Here is a 16,589-nt window from a genome sequence, read left to right as displayed (position 1 = left end):
CGCCGTCCCCGCTGTCTTTTTAGCATCTTCCCTATTGGTCATAAAAGTCATGGTCGTCCTGAATGAATACATTATGGTATACATTCTGCATGCTTTTTCCCGAGCCTCTGATCACCCGCCGCGGATTTTTGTATGGCCTGGCAGCCTCGGTCGCCACAAGGAACGCAGGCGCTGTGGCTGTTTCGCCATCGCTGCTTCCGGCTAACGCCAAGCCTCTGCCGCTGTTGTCGGTCCGTCTGCTGCCTTCGGTATATGCAAATGCGGTGGAGATGAATCGTGGATATCTGCTGGGCCTGAGCGCGGACCGGTTTCTGCATAATTTTCTGAAGTATGCAGGGCTGCCGCCTAAGGCTCCTATCTATGGCGGGTGGGAGAGCGACACGATTGCGGGACACTCGCTCGGACACTATCTCACCGCATTGGTCAGGACCTATGAACAGACCGGAGATGCTGCCTGCAGGGACCGCGCGAACTATATTGTGGAGGAACTGGCCAGGGCGCAGGCGGCACGCGGAACGGGGTACGTCGGAGCGTTAGGGCGGAAGCGCAAAGACGGAACCATCGTCGATGGAGAAGAGATCTTTCGTGAGGTAAAGCAAGGCGAGATCCGCTCTGGCGGGTTCGACCTGAATGGTTCCTGGTCTCCGCTTTACACCGTGCACAAGGTCTTTGCCGGTCTATTGGATGTTTACGAAAGCTGGGGAAACCCCACCGCGCTGAAGGTGGCGACCGGGCTGGCCGGGTATTTTGCGGATGTCTTCGATGCGCTGAACGATGAGCAGATGCAAAAGCTGCTGGCGTGCGAATATGGCGGCTTGAACGAGAGCTACGCGGAGCTCTATGCCATCACTCACGACAAACGTTGGCTCGCCGTTTCAGAGCGGATCTATGACCGAAAGGTGCTGGATCCGCTTGAGGCCGGCGAAGATAAGCTGGCAAACTTCCACGCGAATACGCAGGTGCCGAAGCTGATCGGCCTTGCCCGGATTCACGAGCTCACGAATAAGCCGGAGCCGGAACATGCCGCGGAGTTCTTCTGGGAAGCAGTAACGAAGCACCACAGTTATGTCATCGGTGGAAACGCAGACCGTGAGTACTTCTCAGCCCCCGACACCATCGCCGCGCACATTACGGAGCAGACCTGCGAGCACTGCAATACCTACAACATGCTGAAGCTGACGCGGCATCTGTATGCCTGGCATCCGGATGGAGCCTACTTCGACTACTACGAACGGGCTCACCTGAATCACGTAATGGCCGCACAGAATCCGAAAGACGGCGGGTTCACCTACATGACGCCGCTGATGTCCGGAGCGGAGCGCGGCTATTCCACGCCAAAGGAAGACGCCTTCTGGTGTTGTGTAGGCACCGGGATGGAGAGCCATGCCAAACATGGTGAGTCGATCTTCTGGGAAGGCGGTGGAACGCTGCTGGTTAATCTCTACATTCCCGCAGAAGCAGATTGGGCAGGCAGAAAGGCGAAACTCAGGCTTGAGACGAACTATCCCTTCACGCCGGAATCGCGGCTGACCTTGATAGCTCTACCCGAGCGGCAGAACTTTACGATCGGCCTTCGTTCTCCTGGGTGGGCCGGAGACAAAGCGAAGGTTACCGTGAATGGAAAAGTGGTCTCTGCTGAACGGACACGAGGATACCTTCTGGTGAAGCGGATATGGAAGCAGGGCGATGTGCTGGCAATCACACTGCCGCTCGATCTGCGGCTGGAGCCTGCGCCCGGAGACAACGATACGGTCGCATTGCTTCGCGGCCCCATGGTGCTGAGCGCCGATCTTGGCCCGGTCTCGGAGAAGTGGGACAGCCCCGATCCGTCCCTGGTCGGCGAGAATCTGCTGGCGGGCTTTTCAGCAATCTCTCCCGAGAAGGCGGTTTACACCTCGAAGGGTATCGTGCGGCCGGCAGATCTGAAGTTCGTTCCGTTCTACAGCCAATATGACCGGCGTAGCGCGGTCTATTTCAAGCGATTCACTGAAGCTGCCTGGAAGGTGGAGGAGAGCAACTTCCTGGCGGAGCAGGCGAAGGCCCGCGATATCGCCGCACGGTCTGTCGATGTGATGCACCTGGGTGAAATGCAGCCCGAGCGAGACCACAACCTCGTTTCAGAGATTTCCTATCCGGTTTCGTATCGAGGGCGGAACGGACGGGATGCGCGTTCCGGCGGATACTTCGAGTTCACGCTGAAGTGTAAGCCTGTGGAGATGGTGTTGCAGGCCACCTATTGGGGCGACGAACGCGAACGAAGCTTCGACATTCTGGTGGACAATGTGAAGGTTGCCACCCAGACGCTGAAGCAGGATCGTCCCGGAAAGTTCTTCGATGTGGAGTATCCGTTGAGCACCGATCTGACAAAGGGTAAAGAGAGTATCCGCGTGCGCTTTGTCCCACATGACCGCTCGACCGTCGGTCCGGTCTTCGGAGTCCGCTTGTTTACCGCCAAGAAAGACGCAAGCGTTTCACTGTAAGCAAGAGCCGCCTTGAGCGGCTTTTGTTCTGCCTTGAGGAGAGAAGCAAAGTCGTGGATAGAACGAAGGAATTTTCAGTGTGCACGATGGCAATGAGAGCCGCGATCCTCGCGGGCATTGCCTTCTCTGGCATTTGTCTTCAAGCGCGGGCCGCAACCCCGCAACCCGCGGAACCAAAGCTGCCATCGATGATCCAGCAGTTCAGTGCCGACCGCAGAGCGCTGGAGGCGGCATATGTGATTCCTTTCTCGGCGAGCCGCCTGGACAGGATGGAAGCGTTCTATCAACAGCAGCAGAAACAGCTTGCCGCGGTCGACTTCAAGGCACTGGCGGAAGATGAGAAGCTCGATTACTTGCTGCTGCGGAACCAGCTTCGCGGCGAGTTGTACGACCTTGGCCTGCAGCGCGAGAAGGCAACGGCCATGAGACCACTGCTGCCATTTGCCGGCACGATTGGAGATCTGGAAGACCAGCATCGGCGCATGCTACGGCCGGATGCGGAAAAGACGGCCGCAGCCCTGACAGCCATGGTGAAGCTGATCGAGAACGCGAAGCATGATCTCGACCCGGCGAAGAGCGAAGGCAAACCGAAGTTCGATGCCGTCGTAGCCAACCGCGCTGCTGCCGCGACCGAAGAACTGAAGAAAGTCCTGCACAACTGGTATGGGCAGTACAGCGGCTATGATCCAGGCTTTACCTGGTGGGTGGAACAGCCGTATCGCGATGCCGACAAGGCGCTGGAAGGATATGAGGCGTTCCTGAGAGAGAAGCTGGTTGGGATCGCTGCCGACGACAAGAAGACCATCATCGGAGATCCGGTAGGTCACGAGGCGCTGATGCGTGAGCTATCGACGGACCTCATTCCATATACCCCCGAAGAGCTGACGGCCATTGCTCAGACAGAGTATGACTGGTGCATGAAGGAGATGCTGCGGGCGTCGCACGAAATGGGCTATGGCGATGACTGGCACGCCGCCGTGGAGAAGGTAAAGACGATGCATGTACCTCCTGGCGATCAACCGGAGTTGATTCGCAAATTGGTGGTGGAAGGCATCGATTTCGTTAAGAAGAACGATCTGGTGACGGTGCCGCCCATGGCAGAAGAGACGTGGCGCATGATTATGATGACGCCCGAACGCCAGCTGGTGAATCCGTTCTTTACTGGTGGCGACGAGATCAGCGTCTCCTATCCAACGAATACCATGACCTTCGAGCAGCGCGAGATGAGTATGCGCGGCAACAACATCCCGTTTGCCCGCGCCACCACATTTCACGAGATGATTCCCGGGCACTTCCTGCAGTTCTATATGGCAGCACGGTACCGCGCTTATCGCGAACCGTTTTCCACTCCCTTCTGGTACGAAGGAAATTCATTGTGGTGGGAAATGCTGTTTTGGGACCGCGGCTTCGACCGGACACCGGAGGAACGGGTCGGAGCGCTGGTCTGGCGCATGCATCGTTCGGCTCGCGTTATCTTCACGATGAATTTTCATCTCGGCAAGTGGACACCGCAGCAGTGTGTCCAGTTCCTGATCGATAACGTAGGCTTCGAGCCGGAGAATGCCACCGCCGAAGTAAGACGATCCTTCGATGGGTCCGTTGGCCCGCTGTACCAGAGCGCTTACCTGATGGGCGCCTTGCAGTTCCGTGCGCTGCATAAAGAGCTGGTCGGAAGCGGCAAGATGACCGAACGCGAGTTTCACGATGCGGTGCTGCACGAGAATGCAATGCCGATCGCGCTGCTGCGAGCCTATCTGGAACACGAGTCGCTGACGCGTGACTTTGTCCCGCAGTGGAAGTTTTACGGCGAACACCCCACCCATCCGTGAACCTGTGAGGAGGAATGCATGAGATACGTCGCCTTTGCCGTGCTTGCCTTCATCTGTGCGCAAACCAGCTTTTCAGCCGTCACGCCTGAAGATTACGAGCGTGCCGCGAAGTTGAACGAGAAGTACGGAGACTGGACCGAGAATGTGGTCCGCGGCGCCCACTGGGTGCAGGGCGAACATGTTCTGCTCTACGACAAGACAGTAGCGGGTGGCGGCCACCAGTTCTTTCTCGCGGACGTGGAAACGGGGAAGAAGGAGCTGGCCTTCGATCACCAGCGGCTGGCGGCGGCGCTGGGCGCGGCTACGCATGAAGAGGTTAAGCCGGCACAGCTTCCACTGCGCGATGCCAGGCTGGAAGATCATCGAAGCAGTCTTGCGTTCCGCATCGGCTATACGCCGTGGCGCTGCAATCTGAAGAACTATGCGTGCAAGGGGGACGAAGATGGCGCTGATGGCAGCAGAGAATCCTCTCGCAATAATGAGAGCCGCACGGTCGCCTCTCCCGACAGGAAGTGGGAGGCTTTGGTCGTTAATTCCAATCTGGTGGTGCGCAGTGTCGATGGCAAACAGCGCCTGGTGCTGAGTACAGATGGGTCAGAAGGAAATTACTACGACCTCGATACCGTCTCCTGGTCGCCCGACTCATCGAAGCTGGTGATTTATCGTGTGCGTCCCGGCTATCACCGCACCATCCGGTTCGTGCAGTCGTCGCCTGCAACGCAACTGCAGCCTCTCTATCCCGAGATCCCGTATGCCAAGCCGGGGGATGTGCTGGACCTTCCGCAGCCAGTCCTGTTCGATGTGGCTGCGAAGAAAGAGATAGCTATTGCAAACGACCTTTTCCCGAATCCCTACGAGCTTTCGGGTGCACGTTGGTGGCAGGACTGCCGTGGATTCACCTTCGAGTACAACCAGCGCGGACATCAGGTCTATCGCGTAATCGAAGTGGATGGCGCCACGGGAGCTGCACGGACACTTGTGAATGAGACCAGCGACACGTTCGTGGACTATCGTCCGCTGATTCCGGAGCCGCAGGACACTGGCAAAGTGTATCGTCGCGATTTCGCCGACGGAAAAGAGATTCTCTGGGCATCGGAGCGTGATGGGTGGGAGCACCTGTATCTGCTCGACGGCCGGACCGGCAGCGTGAAAAACCGGATCACGCGAGGGGAATGGGTCGTGCGCTCCGTCGATCGCGTGGATGAAGAAAAGCGGATGATCTGGTTCTCAGCGGGCGGAATGAATGCCGGCGAAGATCCGTACTTTGTGCATGCCTATCGCATTGGCTTCGATGGGACGGGCCTGACGTCGCTTACACCTTCTGCGGGAAACCACAAGGTCGCGTACTCCGAGGATGGAACACTGTATTTCGACCTGGTAAGTACAGTGGAAGATCCTCCGGTGCTTACCATTCATCGCACGAGTGATTGCTCTCTGGTGTTAGAGCTGGAGCGGGGAAGGCTCGACAAGCTCAAGGCCGCTGGATGGCATGCTCCGGAACCATTTCATGCGTTGGGAAGGGATGGCAAGACAGAGATCTGGGGCGTGGTATGGAAGCCGGCGAACTTCGATCCGAAGAAGCGCTATCCCGTGGTCGAGAACATCTACGCTGGACCGCAGGGATCGTTTGTTCCCAAGACGTTTTCCACCCGCGCGGAGCCGCTGACCGAATTGGGATTTGTCGTGGTGCAGATCGACGGCATGGGCACCAACAATCGATCGAAGGCCTTCCATAATGTCGCCTGGAAGAACCTCAAGGATGCGGGCTTTGAGGATCGCATTCTGTGGCACAGGACGTATGCGAGCGGGCATCCCTGGTACGACATCACCCGCATGGGGATCTTCGGGACCTCGGCCGGCGGGCAGAGCGCAATGGGAGCTCTGCTGTTTCATCCGGAGTTCTACAAAGCTGCGGTCGCCAATAGCGGATGCCATGACAACCGCATGGACAAGATCTGGTGGAACGAGCAGTGGATGGGATGGCCTATCGGGCCGGAGTATGCAGCCTCGTCGAATGTAGATAACGCCTGGCGCCTGAAAGGGAAGCTGATGCTGGTGGTTGGCGAGATGGACGATAACGTCGATCCCGCCTCAACATTCCAGGTTGCTGATCGTTTGGAGAAGGCCAACAAGATCTTTGACCTGCTGTACGTACCCGGCGGAAAGCATGGCTCTGGGGGAACCTATGGGCAGCGCAAGCTTGAGGATTTCTTTGTGCAGGCGCTCTATGGTGACCGTACTCCTGATTGGAATGCGCTCGACAGGCCGGCAAAACCGTAAGGCAGATCGTCAGAGCAGCCATTGAGGAAATAACGGTGAGGAATTATTGACAACCAATGTTGAAGGAGTTGGCACAGTACCTCAGCGGCTTTTAACGCCGCGTGCTTCGCAGGCCAAGTACGGCATGGCTATAAAGCCATGGCCTCAAGCAAAACAAGAGTTTGTTTTTTGTTCGTGCGATGCGCGAATGCCTTGCTCCGGGGTCCCCGGCCAGCTTTGCTGGCGGGGGTGGTTAAGGGGACGGCTTGAAGCCGTCCCGTATGAGTCCCTAAAATCGGCGGCTTTTGAGCTGCTGAGGTACCGCGCGATATCAATCGCGCCTGTCAGTAATTTATAGAACTCAAAATCGTCCAAATTTTTGTATTGAGTTTTGTACACAATTAACGACATAATCGGGACAAGTTGTTAACAAAGCTGTCATACAGCCGCTAAAGCATTCCCCTGTAGGTGTAGAGTAGCCTTCCGCATCTATGGGCGTTTTCCACAATGAAAACGCCGCTGTACTCCTCTTCCAGCAACAGGGAAATGCGGTTAAAGCGGCGTGCGGTCTGTTTCTGGTTTCTCCCCATCCCCGTCTCGGTTCGCAGAATGTGCAGTCTCGCTGATTCTGAAGGAGGTCGTATGTTGATTCGAATGTCAGGAAAACGTTTTCCCATCGCCGCTCTGGCCGTTCTCCTCATCTTGTGTTGCCGGCTGTATGGACAGTCTGGAACCCAAGGCACTGTCTCGGTAACCGTTGCGGACGCCACTGGCGGCGTTGTTCCCGCAGCCAGCCTGGAACTGACAGCGCTGGACACCAATATCACTCGTAAAGCGGCAACGGAAGGCACAGGCGCCTTCAGCTTCGTCAACCTGCCGATTGGGACCTACCGCCTCAATATCTCCTCGCCCGGTTTCTCGACGACGCGAATCGATACCATCATCGTGCATGCATCGCAGGTCACACCGGTTGCAGTGGTGTTGCAGGTCGGCAGCACGAATGACACCGTGAATGTGAGTGCGGTGGCGACGCCGCTGCTCGATGTCAGCTCCAATTCGCTCGGTGCGGTGATTGATCTGAAGGCAATCGAAGTTTTGCCGATCGTTGGCCGCGACCTGACCTCGCTGGCGCGGCTTACTGCAGGCTATGCCGGCTCGCAGGACACCAGCGGCAGCCAGATCGGCGTGTGGAACGGTCAACCCTTGACGAACCAGGGTGTGAACATCGATGGTGTCGTCGGTGCGGCATCACGTGGCAAGTACAACGGCAATGTGCAGGCGGCTGCCTCACCCCGCGTAGAGAACATCGCGGAGATGTCGGTTCAGACCGATCAGATCGATCTGGACCAAGGTTTTGGCCGTTCAACCATGCAGTTGAGTTATGTCACCCGCTCCGGAACCAATGCCTTCCACGGAAGAGCGTACGTAGACACACGCAACTCCGGCCTGTTCGCGAACACCTATGCCAACAATGCTGCCGGCGTCCGCAGAGCCAAGGTCATCTATAACGACTTTGGCGGAAGCCTCGGGGGCCCGATCCTCAAGGACAAGCTCTTCTTCTTTGGAAGCTTCTCCACCCGCCGACAGCCCTATAACCAGACGAACAGCAACTCGTTCCTTACCTCTGCGGCACAGAACGGCAACTTCACCTATACCGGTACGGACGGCAACATCTATACGCGCAACGTGTTCACGCTGGCGAAGAACTATAGCGCATCGCTCCCAACCTCAGTGAACCCGGTGATCGCGAGCCAGCTTTCGGCGATCAATAGCTCGCTCTCGTCCGGCAGCACGATTGGCACCAGCGACGCGAACATCAGCTCGATTCTCTGGAATTCTCCCGCGCCCTATATCTACTACTACCCCACGGTGCGTTTGGATTATGCAAGGTCAGAGAAGACGCACATGTATCTCACCTGGAATATGTCACAGGTGAAGCAGGCGGGCTCGTATGCGCCTCCGTTTCCCGGCAGCGCATTTCAAAACCAGAACTCTGGATATCAGAACCGCTCCTTTACGGTCGGATATGGCCTGGATTATCAGATCAGTCCTCGGATGATGAACCAGTTGAAGCTGGGCTACCTCTATACCGTCAATCGCTACGCACAGGACGCACCTGCGCTGTATGCAGCCAACCCGACCATCTATTGGGGGCTGGATAACTGGGGTAGCTACAACATGTCAGGGCAGACCTATACCCTGCCGACCTCAAACTTCTATCCGGTACTCAATGCATCCGATTCGATTAGCTGGCAGAAGGGATCACACTCCATCAAGTTCGGCGGCATGTGGAACCGTGAGCAGGATCACTACTGGAATCCGCCCGCCGGCTTTGACAACATCACCCTGGGCCTGGCATCCGGTGATCCTGCGAACAATGCCTTTTCCTCCTCCAGCCTGCCAAACGCCAGCCCTGACAATTTGAATGAAGCCCAGCAGCTCTACGCCGTGCTGACGGGGCGTATCAATTACGTCAACGGCAGCTACTCGTATTCGCAGAAGACGGGCGACTACTTCAAAGGCGTCGGCGCTTACAACCTGAACGAGCTGCAGACCGCCTGGGGACTGTTCGCACAGGACTCCTGGCGCATCTTCCCCACACTGACACTGAACTACGGCATGCGCTGGGACTTCACCGGTGACAATCATGATCTGACCGGCGCCTATCACTCGCTGACCGAGGCCTCAGTCTACGGTCCTTCCGGCGTAGGGAACCTCTTCCATCCCGGCTCGTTGCAGGGAACGAATAATCCTTTATTCGAGACACGGCCGCACTCTTATGCACCATGGAATGTCTCACCGCAGCCTCAGTTCGGGTTTGCCTGGAATCCACGGAACCAGGACGGCTTCCTTGGAAAGCTCTTTGGTCAGGGAGATACGGTGATTCGCGGCGGCTATGGCCTGCGCCGGTTCACCATGCCGCAGCAGTACTACTGGAACAATTCCTCGTCCTACGGAGCGTTCTTCTATCAAAGCTTCTATCTGAATCCAAATACCTCGGGACAAACAGGCACCTTTACACCGGGCTCCCTTTCGCTGGGGAGTACGCTGCCGGCACGTGGCCTTTCACCCACAAGCTATCTGCGTACGGAGCCATTGGCTGACTTCACCTTCCTGAACTCGATCGCGGCTGCGGGCATGGACTACAACATCAAACAGCCATACACCCAGAGCTGGAACTTCGGCTTTGAGCGGAAGTTTGGAAACCGCGCTGTCGAGGTGCGATATGACGGCAACCGGACTTTGCACCAGTGGCTGGCGATCAATCCAAATGAAGTAAATGTCTTTGAGAACGGCTTCCTGGCGGAGTTCCAGCGGGCGCAGGCCAACTACGCTGCCAGCGGTGGAACAACCTTCCATGGCAGCAACAAGACGCCGATCCTCGATGCAGCCTTCGCCGGTGAGCCTTCCGGAACCTATGGAGGCGCGGTCGACTACGAGAACGCCGACTATCTGAACTACATCAAGTCTGGCCAGGTCGGCGCCATGGCCAACATCCTGAGCGGTATCTCGGGAACAACGACGTATTTCTGCAACCTGGTAGGCTCTTCCTTCTCGCCGTGCGCTAACAACGCCGGATACACCGGGGCCGGAGCGGGTTATCCAATCAACTTCTTCCAGGCGAATCCATATGCCGCGGGTACCACCACCAGCCTGATGAAGGCCGTTGGATACTCGAACTATCACTCCCTGCAGGTCGACTTCCGTCAGCAGAACTGGCACGGCTGGATCTTCGACGCGAACTATACCTTCGGCAAAGCTCTCGGTATTGGCTCGACACGGAACTATACAGCGGGCGCGGACAGCCTGCTGACCTTACGCGATCTCAGCAAAGGATATGGGCCTACCCCATACGATATCCGTCATGTCGTCCATTTCACCTCATCCTACGATCTGCCCTTTGGAAAGGGGAAGGCCTTCCTCAGCTCAAACAACCTGGTCAGCCGGTTGGCGGGCAACTGGACGATCGGATCGATCATGATCATCCAGACCGGCGCCGCACAACAGATAACCGGCGGCAACATGACCTATAACGATTATGCGGACGGCGGCATACGTTTAATCGGTGTCACAGCGAAGGAACTGCAGAGTGCCGTCGGAGTTCATCGTGTGCCCGGCAAGACCTACGCCCGGCAACTGGATCCGAAGTATCTGTCTGCAGGGGGCGCCAACCAGAAATACATTCAACCAAACACCACGCCGGGCACTATTGGAGAGAGGCTCTATCTGTACGGACCGCATGCCCTCTATCACGACATGTCGGTTTCGAAGAGCTTCCCGGTTCACGAGCGGGTTCAAGTTAAACTGCAGAGTGAGTTCCTGAATGTCTGGAATCACCCTGTATTCGGCAGCACTCCTGGATCGTTCGGTGGACCTGCTGGAACCTACGCCAGCAGCGTGCAGAGCACGAACTTTGCCAACAGTGGTGTTACTAACCATCCACGCTGGATTGAGCTGCGTGGCAACATCGAGTTCTAACCGAACGAAATAAAGTTGCCCGGCGTGGCAGGCGTACAGCCTCCGTGCCGGGCATCTTCTTTTTCCAACACAATCGACGAATCACGAACAGCTCGCCGTGGTATCAAGGAGTACGTCGTCATACCACTTGGGTTGCAGAGGGAAGTGAATGGGGCAGCAGCATCTGGAGCGGGAGAACGAAGGTGAGTTTCGCAAGGCATTAGGTCTGTTTGACTCTGTGATGATCGTCGCCGGAGTCATGGTGGGTTCCGGCATCTTCATCGTCAGTGCGGAGATCACGCGGCAGGTGGGCTCGGCCGGCTGGCTGATGGTCGCCTGGTTGATCACCGGTGTGCTGACCATCGCCGGAGCTCTCAGCTACGGAGAGCTGGCGGCCATGATGCCGTCGGCAGGCGGCATGTATGTCTACCTTCGCGAGGCCTTCTCCCCGCTCTTCGGCTTCCTGTATGGATGGACCCTGGTGACGGTGATCCAGACTGGTACTATCGCGGCGGTCGCCATTGCATTCGCGCGCTTCAGTGGAGGGATCTTTCCCACGATCTCTGAAAAGCAATATCTGATCGCGCCGATCCATCTGGGTTCGTCCTATGCTATTTCGCTTTCGACCGCACAGGCACTGGCCCTTGTGATCATTCTGCTCATCGCGGTGATCAACAGCTGTGGGGTCGAGTGGGGCAAGCTGATCCAGAACGTATTTACCGTGGCGAAGCTTACCGGCATCGTGGCGCTGCTTGGCTTGGCAGCATACGCATTCCTGCGGAACCCGCAGGTCTTCCATGCAAACTTTGCACGAGCCTGGACTCCAATGCACGTTACCGCGATCGGCAATACAGAGATCGCTACGGCGTGGGGCATGTTGGTGGCTCTGTGTGTCTCGCAGACCGGCTCCCTTTTCTCTGCGGACTCCTGGCACGACATCACGTTTGTCGCCGGAGAGGTGCGTAATCCTAAGCGGAACCTCCCACTGTCGCTGGCGATTGGGACCTCGCTCGTCATTGGCCTCTATCTGCTGTGCAATCTCTGCTACCTGGCGGTGCTTCCCGTTGAAGGGATTCAGATTGCTCCACAGGATCGTGTGGCGACGCTGGTCGTGGATACTGTGTTGCCCGGAATCGGCAAGCTGGCTATGAGCCTCCTGATCATGGTCTCGACTTTCGGGACGGTCAATGCACTCACGCTCGCCGGAGGACGTGCTTACTACGCCATGGCGCAGGATGGCCTGTTCTTCCGCCGTGCCGGTGTACTGAACCGGGCACGCGTTCCAGGATGGGCTCTAGGACTGCAATGCGTATGGTCGCTCGTGCTGGTACTACCGCGTACTTACAACGCAGCCACGGGAGAGTATGGAAATCTCTACAGCAACCTGCTGGATTACGTAATCTCAGCGGCGCTTCTGTTCTACATTCTTACGGTAGCCGGGCTGTTTCGTCTCCGGGCAACGAAGCCGGATGCTGTCCGGCCTTACCGTTGCTGGGGATACCCATGGCTGCCTGCGTTGTATCTCATTGGAGCAGCAATTGTTCTGGTCGTACTCTTCTGCTATCGCACATCAACCACGTGGCCTGGCCTGATCATTATTCTGAGCGGAATCCCCGTGTATGTCTTGCTGCAGCGTAGTGCTTCGCAGCGCAGAATCGATGAGGTTGCTGCCGAGTAGTTCACGCCTTCTGTTCGCGCTACGCGCGAATGTCTTGCTTAAGGGGACGGCTTCAGCCGTCCCAAATTAGTTCGGCAAGCGCGCGGCTTCAGCCGCTGAGGTACCGTTCCTATCTGATACCGCGGTCTTAGCGCTGCGTCACAAGAGGCACACGCGTCTCTTCCGACGATAGAGAAACCGTGCGCACCTCTTCCGGCTTTTCCGTAGTCGGAGAAGAGATATGCAACTTCACCTCTTTGACATAAGCGGTCGCAGGCGCCAGATGAACCGTGACCTGATGCGTGGAGGTGTCATACTCCACTGCGGTAAAAGCCCCACCGTCAAGTGTGAGCCACTGCCCGGTAGGCGCGAGATAAACCCGCTGCCGCGCTGAGTCGAGCACGGTCAAACGGACCGCATTCCCGTTGACAGCGAGATTTCCACCAAAGGCGAGCCAGCCCAGCACAGGATCCTGCACCAGATATGCGCCCGTGTTAAGCACATGGCCAAGAAAGTTCGGACCATAGTCGCCGGTGTATGGATCGTATTGCATGCGATCGGGATACGAATGAAATGCCGCCGAGCCGAAGCCCTTCTCATCGATGTTCGCAAGCGGTCCCATAACTCCGCCGTATCCTGCCCTTAGCAGATAGAGATCGTTGGGATGGGCGCGATACTCACTGAGCAGCGGAATCGCATTCAGGCCTGATCCATAGTGATGTAACTGACGTTCGATGCGTGGATACTTGCCTCCATAGAGAAAGTCCCAATAGCGGCGGGCGCTGCCGTTGTATCCCCAGGACGGCACAACCGGCGTATAGGCAAGGATGGCATTGAGCGTAAGGTCCGCTTTTTCCTTGAAGCCGAAGTAACGCGTCCAGGCGTAGACCTCTTCCTGCCCTGTCGAGTCCCACGGCATCTCGCTGCCAAACGGATACGGCTCACCGTTCCACTGTTGTGCGCGCTCGCGCATCCAGCCTTCGAGCGTAGCTGCCTGTTCCTTCCAACCCTCCATCTTCAAGTCGTGGAGCAGCAATGTGAAGATCGTGCCTTCCATCTGGCCGAACTGCGTGTAGTACGGCGCATGGGAGCGCATGGCCATGGTGGTCTCATACGCATGATCGAGATACCACTTCCAATCCTGCTTTGCGGTAAGGCCAGAGCTGTTACGTGCGATGCGGTAGAGCGACCAATATGCCGCAACGACGTGTGGGTAGTTGAACGAGCGCCCAATGTCGGCAGCGTCTTTGCGATTCCAACTGGTCCAAGTCCCCCAGTTCATTGAAGCATCGTAGTAGCCGGTCGGCATCTCGTCCGGCTGGTAGTAAAAAAGGCTCTTGTGGATGCCGAACTTCTGCGGGCCCTCACTCTCCTGCAGATGGCCCCAGACGGTTTGATTGACGAAGGCCTCGAGCTTGCGAACCTCTTCCGGATCGGGAGCAATCGCTTCCTTCATCGCAGCCGCCAGCCACGATCCGGCTCCGCCTTCATCGCTCAAACCTGCGATCCATACGCGCGACTCCTGAACAAGCTGTTTTCCGGCATCGTTGTCGTAGCTGATGATCGAAGGCGAGCGGTGGAAGGGATCGTTCGGTTGTTCGAACCACTGCTCATGGAAAAGAAAGCGGCCGAGATCGGTGACCGTCTGCGTCTCCGGCTTGATGGTGCGATACGCGATGGTCTGTACATTGCCATCCCCATAGGTAATGCGTAATCGAGCCCGTCCCCAACGAAGACCATGAATGGTATAGGCCTGAGTTTTGCCATCAGGCGCCAGGCCGTCATGATGGATGGTGAGCGCGCCCTCCGGCTCGCTGATGATGCCGGTGACAGGACTTGCTGAACGGAGGAAGAGGCGGCCATCCGTATCCTGCGGCAGAATGTATCCGGGAATGCCGATGGCTACTGGACGTCCGTGAGCCGTGAGCGTTGCTTCAATCTCGCGAAGCGATGGTGCAACGAACAGATGCAGCGTATAGGTGACGCTCTTCCCCGGCTGTAGAACATCTTCGGTCGGTTGGTTCCACTGCTCGGCGCCCTTCCAGTCGGTATCGGCAAAGCCCGCGGAGTGAATCATCCACTCATACGATCCCTCGAAGGTCATGCCCCGCCGTGTCGGATCATTAAGCAGCGCGGCCTCACCATCGCGGCTGACCCGCTTATCGAGTATCGGTTTCCAGGCCTCAAGCGGCGCATGGCCTTCGGGCGCGATCAGAAGTGCAGGCCCTGTGCCGGAGAGACGTGCAACCTGGACATAGCCGGCATCCTGACCGATATAGGGATCGTAGAAGGAGCAGGTCGTATAGCTCTGCTCCAGCGTGTGGCCGTTCATGATGTTGTTGAAGACCATCGGCACACCGATCCCGCCAAGATGCACAGCCTTGTGCGTGCGATTGGTGAGCGTGTAGCCGAGATAGATGTCGCCGTTGCGAACGGACCACTCCCGCACCACACGCAGCGGAATCTCGGCCGGAAGCGTTGCCGCGAGATCGGCGCGGAAGGAAGTGGATGTGTTGGCAAGAACCTGGACTGGCTTGCGCCGGTAAGCCGTCGAATAGTCCTTCCATTCGCTGGAGGCACCGTCGCGAAGCCTCAGATCGAGATCGCCCAGGTGATAGAAGGTATCCGCCGACCGGGCCTTAAGAAGATCACCGGGAGTGTAGTCCAGCATCGGGTCTGCCGTAGGCCTCAGTTGTGCCACTGTGCCGGAGTAGGCAAGCAGCTCCAGCGTGAGCTCTTTGCCTTTCAGTACCACGCGGCCGCCATCGAGCATGGGACCGGGCGGAAGAGGCTTGGGAGGCTGAGACCAACTCAAGGTGCTGCTCACAAGAGAGGACAATAGAACAGCACGAGACAGGCGGAACAACGGAGAGAAGCTCACGGCAACTCCTGAAGCTGTATTCGAAGGGAGAGGGCTGATCTTTCGGACAGGGCGGCTGCATCGGAGCAATGCGGCCGCCCGCGGGAGTTACGCTTGCTGCAGAGCAGGGAACGGTGTGGACTTAATGGAAGGAAGGTTGGCCATCGCTGTCGCCAGCACTGCCTTTGCCTCCTCAAGCTCTGCACCGACAAGCTCAAGCCGCGGCGGCCGCACTCTGGCTGTTCCAGTGCCGGTCTGCTCCTGCACCCACTTGATCAGCTGCACAAACTTCGGCACGGTATCCAGCCGGAGCAGCGGCAGGAACCAGCGATAGAGCTCGAAGGCCTCCTGATGCTTGCCAGCCATCGCAAGCTCATAGAGCGCGACGGACTCGGCGGGGAAGGCATTGACCAAGCCTGCGATCCAGGCGCTGGACCCGGCCGCGACCGCTTCGACAATCGCGTCATCCACGCCGGTGCAGATCGTAAGACGATTACCAAGAATGGCGCGGATTGCGATTACGCGGCGCACGTCAGTGCTCGACTCCTTGACAGCGTGCAGGTTGGGAAACTCCTGCGCAAGCTCCTGCAGTTGCTCTGGAATGTAATCCGTCTTATACGCAACCGGGTTGTTGTAGAGCATGCAGGAAAGCTTTGTCGCCCGGATGATCGCTGCGATGTGAGCCTTCATCTCGCGCCAGTCAGTGCTGTAGACATACGGCGGAAGCACCATCAGGCCAGCGCAGCCTAGGCCTTCCGCTTCTTTGGCTAGACGTACGGCAGCCGCCGTCGAGAGAGAGGAGATGCCGGCTACGACAGGAGTGCCGGTCTTCTCCGATGCGCGAAGCGCCGTCTTAAGGATGGCGACCTTCTCGTCATGCTCCAGCGTCGCGCCTTCTCCAAGAGAGCCAAGCATCACCAGGCCGGTGCATCCGTTCTCCAGCATCCACGATGTGTGCTGGAACAAAAGGTTGTGATCGACGGCGAGCGATGGTTCAAACGGTGTAGTGACAGCGGGAATCACTCCGGTCCACTTCATAGAGATCT

7 protein-coding genes are annotated in these 16,589 nt (G+C 57.5%); 5 read left to right on the top strand and 2 right to left on the bottom strand.

Annotation, left to right across the window (positions count from 1 at the left end):
• Window positions 1-89: 89 nt before the first annotated feature.
• From OHL21_RS24050 to OHL21_RS24030, 5 genes are all read left to right on the top strand, one after another.
• The gene (locus tag OHL21_RS24050; protein ID WP_263419843.1) at window positions 90-2,480 is read left to right on the top strand and encodes a glycoside hydrolase family 127 protein; all 2,391 of its coding nucleotides are present in this window, start codon (window positions 90-92) and stop codon (window positions 2,478-2,480) included.
• Between the two features lie 86 nt (window positions 2,481-2,566).
• Entirely contained in the window at window positions 2,567-4,309 is a 1,743-nt protein-coding gene (locus OHL21_RS24045; RefSeq protein WP_263419842.1) for a DUF885 domain-containing protein, read from the top strand.
• Window positions 4,310-4,327: 18 nt separating this feature from the next.
• Window positions 4,328-6,589: a S9 family peptidase gene (locus OHL21_RS24040; RefSeq protein ID WP_263419841.1), complete on the top strand. Its 2,262-nt coding sequence runs from the start codon at window positions 4,328-4,330 to the stop codon at window positions 6,587-6,589.
• 621 nt (window positions 6,590-7,210) lie between these two features.
• A complete protein-coding gene (locus OHL21_RS24035; protein WP_263419840.1) occupies window positions 7,211-11,047 on the top strand; it encodes a TonB-dependent receptor in 3,837 nt (1,278 codons plus the stop codon).
• A 148-nt stretch (window positions 11,048-11,195) separates the two neighbouring features.
• Complete coding sequence (locus tag OHL21_RS24030; protein WP_263419839.1) at window positions 11,196-12,704, top strand: APC family permease; 1,509 nt, start codon at window positions 11,196-11,198, stop codon at window positions 12,702-12,704.
• Window positions 12,705-12,831: 127 nt separating this feature from the next.
• Here OHL21_RS24030 and OHL21_RS24025 read toward each other — a convergent pair whose 3' ends face one another.
• Window positions 12,832-15,564 carry a DUF5695 domain-containing protein gene (locus OHL21_RS24025; protein ID WP_263419838.1) on the bottom strand — a complete coding sequence of 911 codons (2,733 nt, stop codon included), beginning with the start codon at window positions 15,562-15,564 and terminating at the stop codon, window positions 12,832-12,834.
• Between the two features lie 87 nt (window positions 15,565-15,651).
• Window positions 15,652-16,581 (bottom strand): dihydrodipicolinate synthase family protein, encoded by a 930-nt coding sequence (locus OHL21_RS24020; RefSeq protein ID WP_263419837.1) that lies wholly within the window; start codon window positions 16,579-16,581, stop codon window positions 15,652-15,654.
• Window positions 16,582-16,589 lie beyond the last annotated feature (8 nt).

Source organism: Terriglobus albidus, assembly GCF_025685425.1.
Lineage (GTDB): Bacteria > Acidobacteriota > Terriglobia > Terriglobales > Acidobacteriaceae > Terriglobus > Terriglobus albidus.
The sequence above is the reverse complement of the archived record's forward strand: the minus strand, read 5'-3'. Positions and strand labels throughout refer to the sequence as shown.

Bases quoted from the DNA above. Each gene is read 5' to 3' on its own strand.
- OHL21_RS24050 (WP_263419843.1), top strand. From the start codon at position 90: ATGCTTTTTCCCGAGCCTCTGATCACCCGCCGCGGATTTTTGTATGGC.
- OHL21_RS24045 (WP_263419842.1), top strand. From the start codon at position 2,567: ATGGCAATGAGAGCCGCGATCCTCGCGGGCATTGCCTTCTCTGGCATT.
- OHL21_RS24040 (WP_263419841.1), top strand. From the start codon at position 4,328: ATGAGATACGTCGCCTTTGCCGTGCTTGCCTTCATCTGTGCGCAAACC.
- OHL21_RS24035 (WP_263419840.1), top strand. From the start codon at position 7,211: ATGTTGATTCGAATGTCAGGAAAACGTTTTCCCATCGCCGCTCTGGCC.
- OHL21_RS24030 (WP_263419839.1), top strand. From the start codon at position 11,196: ATGGGGCAGCAGCATCTGGAGCGGGAGAACGAAGGTGAGTTTCGCAAG.
- OHL21_RS24020 (WP_263419837.1), bottom strand. From the start codon at position 16,581: ATGAAGTGGACCGGAGTGATTCCCGCTGTCACTACACCGTTTGAACCA.